6 protein-coding genes are annotated in these 4,230 nt (G+C 63.4%); all 6 read left to right on the plus strand.

The window, feature by feature from the left end:
- The first annotated feature begins 287 nt into the window (after nucleotides 1-287).
- Nucleotides 288-1,181: a helix-turn-helix transcriptional regulator gene (locus E1264_RS40740; RefSeq protein ID WP_132182625.1), complete on the plus strand. Its 894-nt coding sequence runs from the start codon at nucleotides 288-290 to the stop codon at nucleotides 1,179-1,181.
- A 16-nt stretch (nucleotides 1,182-1,197) separates the two neighbouring features.
- Nucleotides 1,198-1,404: a DUF397 domain-containing protein gene (locus E1264_RS40745; protein WP_132182627.1), complete on the plus strand. Its 207-nt coding sequence runs from the start codon at nucleotides 1,198-1,200 to the stop codon at nucleotides 1,402-1,404.
- 16 nt (nucleotides 1,405-1,420) lie between these two features.
- Nucleotides 1,421-1,630 (plus strand): DUF397 domain-containing protein, encoded by a 210-nt coding sequence (locus E1264_RS40750; protein ID WP_132182629.1) that lies wholly within the window; start codon nucleotides 1,421-1,423, stop codon nucleotides 1,628-1,630.
- 17 nt (nucleotides 1,631-1,647) lie between these two features.
- Nucleotides 1,648-1,830, plus strand: a complete 183-nt coding sequence (locus tag E1264_RS40755; RefSeq protein ID WP_165964644.1) for a DUF397 domain-containing protein — start codon at nucleotides 1,648-1,650, stop codon at nucleotides 1,828-1,830.
- Nucleotides 1,831-1,896: 66 nt separating this feature from the next.
- Complete coding sequence (locus E1264_RS40760) at nucleotides 1,897-3,570, plus strand: Eco57I restriction-modification methylase domain-containing protein (RefSeq protein WP_207936900.1); 1,674 nt, start codon at nucleotides 1,897-1,899, stop codon at nucleotides 3,568-3,570.
- Nucleotides 3,571-3,781: 211 nt separating this feature from the next.
- Nucleotides 3,782-4,230, plus strand: a 449-nt coding sequence (locus E1264_RS44255; RefSeq protein ID WP_243711480.1) for a PaeR7I family type II restriction endonuclease, incomplete at its 3' end; no start/stop codon positions are given.

Below are 4,230 nucleotides of genomic sequence, written 5' to 3' on the forward strand. Positions count from 1 at the left end.
CCCCGAGCCCGTCCATCGTCTGCTGGAGCAGCCGCCGCGCCGTCCCCGGCCCGCGCTCGTCCTCCGGCAACCGCCACGCACAGGCCCCACCCGGCGTAAGCCGCCGCACACCCTGACACTCCATCGATGTCACACCTCCACCACGAGGGCCACATCTAATACGGAAAGCGACATCTCGGTCGCACTCCGTGCGTGGCCGGGATCACATCGTGCGTCAAACCAAGAGTTGGTGCAACTGTTTCACTAAGAAATCCATGATCATTTAGCTGTGAAGTTGGTGAAAATGCTTGCGAAGCAACTACGGAACGAGCACGATCAACTACATGACGCCCAGACCTCCAACGATCCGAGAACGCCGTCTCGCCAGTGAGCTGAAGCGCCTCCGCGAGACGTCAACATCGTTGACGCTTGAGGAGGCAGCCGATCAGCTCGGCTGGAACAAGGCGAAGCTTTCGCGGGTCGAGAACGCCCTCCGCCGCCTTACGGCGGCCGAGGTGCAGGAAATGCTGACGCTCTACGGGGTGACGGGCCCGCGCCTCGACGCACTGGTCAGTTTCGCCAGGACGGCGCGACAACGCGGGTGGTGGGACGCGTACGCGAAGAACCTGCCCACGGACTACGCCACCTACATGGGTCTTGAGGCCGAAGCCGAGTGGCTCAACTCCTACACCATGGGCCTGGTTCATGGCCTGATGCAGACTGAGGCGTACATGGAACAGGTGGTTATGACCACCTTGAAGCAATTCGCTTCACCACATGGCATGGAGCGCCGGGTTGCGGCCCGACTGGATCGTCAGAAGGCATGGCTGGAACGAGACGAGCCGGTCCGTCTCTGGTCGATCCTGGACGAGGTTGCGCTTGGGCGAGACATCGGCGGCCCTGAAGTCATGCGAGACCAGTACCGCCGCATCATCGAGCTGTCCGCCCTGCCGAACGTCATGTTCCAGGTCATGCCAGCCTCCGCGGGCGCCCACCCCGGCGTGGTCGGCAACTTCACCATCATGGGTTTCCCTGAGCGATTCACCCCAGATGTCGTGTATGTCGAGAACATGACGAGTGCTCTGTACATTGAGGATGACGAGGAGGTGCACACCTACTGCCTGGCGTTCGAGCAGATGCGCGCGATGGCCTTGAGCCCCGAAGACTCGCTGATCATGCTCAAGCGCCTGGCGGAGCAGTGACCGCAAGGAGGAGTAAATGATCAGAACTGATCTTGGTCGGGTCGTTTTTCGCAAGAGCACCTACAGCGAAGGCGGTAACGGCTGCGTGGAGGCGGGCGCCCTCGGCACCCACCGCCTCATCCGTGACTCCAAGAACCCGGAGGGCGGTCACCTCACCGTCGGACGGGACACCTGGGCCGCGCTGGTGTCACAGATCAAGCAGGGCACCTACGACCTCCGATAGAGACGAGCGAGGCACCATGAACGGCGTCACATGGCGCAAGAGTTCTCATAGCGGCAGTTTCGGCGGTGACTGCGTTGAGGTCACGATGGTCGGCGATCGGAACGCCGTGCGGGACTCCAAGAACCCTCAGGGCGATCACCTGACCATCGACCGGGACTCGTGGGCCGCGCTGGTGTCACAGATCAAGCAGGGCGCCCACGACCTCAGAAGCAGGAGGAGCGAGTGACCAGGCGCGACCCTAGAGTGGTCACCTTTCGCAAGAGCAGCTACAGCGAAGGGGCCAACGGTTGCGTTGAAGTCTCCGTCCAAGACTCACACCACATGGTCCGGGTCTCCAGGGATCCCCAGGGTGGTCACCTGACCATCGGACGGGACGTGTGGGCCGCGCTGGTGTCGCAGATCAAGCGGGGGACGTACGACCTCTGACGCGGGCGGGGTGATCTCGGGTGTGGTGGCCTCGTTCTGTCACGGGTGATGCCTACGATGAGGTCCATGCTGACGGAGCCTGGTGAGAAGCTCGCTGACATGGTCCGCGGCGGCGACGTCCGCTCGGTCGAGTACGGAGAGGTCTTCACCAGGCAGTGGATCGTCGAGTTGATCCTTGATCTCACCGGATACCTGCCGGACGTGGATCTGACCACCAAGAAGATTCTCGAACCCGCCGTTGGCTCAGGAGCCTTCCTGGGGCCCGTGCTCGACCGGCTGCTGGAGGCCCGGAGGAAGCACCGGCCAGACGCCCCCTGGGACGACCTGTCGTCCGTCGTCCTCGCCATGGACCTTCAGGCGCACCATGTGCGCGCCTGCCGCCGACTCGCCGTCGAGCGTCTGGTCGCGGCCGGCTGCCCGGATGAGACGGCCGCCGACCTCGCGGCCGCGTGGGTGCGCAAGGGAGATTTCCTTCTCGAGGAGTCGATCGACAGCGCAGATTTCGTGGTCGGCAACCCGCCCTACATCCGGATCGAGGACCTGAGTCCTGACACTCTCGCCGCGTACCGCCGCGCCTGCCCGACCATGGGAGGAAGAGCCGATACCTACATCGGCTTTTACGAACGTGGGCTAGATCTGCTGTCCGACGGCGGCTCGCTCGGCTTCATCTGCGCCGATCGCTGGATGCGCAATCAGTACGGGCGACGCCTCCGCGAGAAGATCCTCAAGGAGGGCTATGCCGTCGAGGCATGCCTGGTGATGCATGACGTCTCCGCCTTCGAGACTGAAGTGTCCGCCTACCCTGCGATCACCGTCCTCGCTCGTCGTGATCAGCGCGATGTCGCTGTTGGAGAGGCCACAGCCCTGTTCGACGCCCATGCCGCCCTGGACTTCTCGGCTTGGGCACGCACCCGGACGGAAACCCCCCTCCGCGGTGCCGGGGTCCGCAGTTCACGACTGCCTCACTGGCACAGGACGACGGATTCCTGGCCGGACGGCTCTCCGGAGATGCTCGCCTGGCTTGAGGACCTCCAGGATCGGCACCCTCCGCTGGAGGATCGGGCAGCGGGCACGCGGATCGGAATCGGTGTGGCGACGGGCGCCGACGCCGTGTACGTCACGCGCGACGCCGACGCCGCCGAGCGCGAGCGCATGCTGCCTTTGGCCATGCCTGCAGACCTCAAGAACGGCTCGTACGAGTGGTCTGGTCATTATCTCGTCAACCCATGGGACGAGGACGGGCTCGTAGACCTCGACCAATGGCCGCGGCTCACCGACTACCTCGATCGGAACGCAAGGGCTGTGCTGCGCCGCTCGATCTCGAAAAGGTCTCCCGCGAGCTGGTACAGGACGATCGACCGAGTGAACCTGTCGCTGACCGGCCAACCGAAGCTTCTTCTTGCCGACATGAAGAAGAAGACACATCCCGTGCTAGAGCCCGGTGGCCGTTATCCACACCACAATCTGTATTACATCGTGTCCGACGTGTGGGACCTAGAAGCCCTGGGTGGACTGCTGCTTTCAGAGGTCGTCGAACGACAGGTCGCCGCCTACTGCGTGAAGATGCGGGGTGGAACGCTTCGATTCCAGGCCCAGTACCTTCGGAGACTCCACGCCCCGCGGCCCGACCGGATTCCTGCTCGCATACTGGACGATCTGGCCGCGGCCTTCAGGACACGAGACCGCGATGCCGCAACAGCAGCCGCGCTCGCCGCGTATGGTTCCGCAAGAATCCCTTGACGTCACACCCATCAGCGGCAACAACAAAATACGGGAGAACCATGGAGGAGTCGGCTCGGCGGCGGGTAACCGCTGCACTCGAACAGTGGGTTCTCAAACGGCGTGAACAGATGGAACAGTCCCAGACAAGCGGCCGGGCACAGGAAGGCAATCGTTCGGCCGCACAGGGGGAGCACATCTGGACGGTCTCAACGCCCTCGTTGTCGAGGAAATCCATTCGGCAGGGGCGACCGGCCTTGAAATGCGGACCAACAGACGAGCCGTCCTGCCGGGCTTCTACCGTCCCTCCAAGGCATGGGACCTACTCGTCCTGCAACACGGATCCCCAGTACTCGCCGTCGAGTACAAGTCGATGAAAGGCAGCGAGGGAAAGAACCTCAACAATCGCGCAGACGAAATCTTCGGCATGGCCGAGGATCTACGGCAGGCAGAACTCAATGGGCGGCTGCCGAGGAATATGCGCCGGGCCTACGTTTTCGTGATGGCATTGACCCCCGAGAGCACCAGACCCATCGGGGTCCCCAGCGCCTTCGGCGGAGCGGACCCGATCTTCGATGGGCGCTCGTACTTCGAGAGAGCCGTGATCATGTGCCGCCGGATGCGCGACTCTGGACTGTTTCACATGGCTTGGGCCGTGGGCGTCCAGGATGATCCGTTGCG

Origin of the sequence: Actinomadura sp. KC216 (genome assembly GCF_004348535.1) — a bacterium.
Lineage (GTDB): Bacteria > Actinomycetota > Actinomycetes > Streptosporangiales > Streptosporangiaceae > Spirillospora.

Coding starts and splice junctions, on each gene's coding strand:
- E1264_RS40745 (WP_132182627.1), top strand. CDS start 1,198: ATGATCAGAACTGATCTTGGTCGGGTCGTTTTTCGCAAGAGCACCTAC.
- E1264_RS40750 (WP_132182629.1), top strand. CDS start 1,421: ATGAACGGCGTCACATGGCGCAAGAGTTCTCATAGCGGCAGTTTCGGC.
- E1264_RS40760 (WP_207936900.1), top strand. CDS start 1,897: ATGCTGACGGAGCCTGGTGAGAAGCTCGCTGACATGGTCCGCGGCGGC.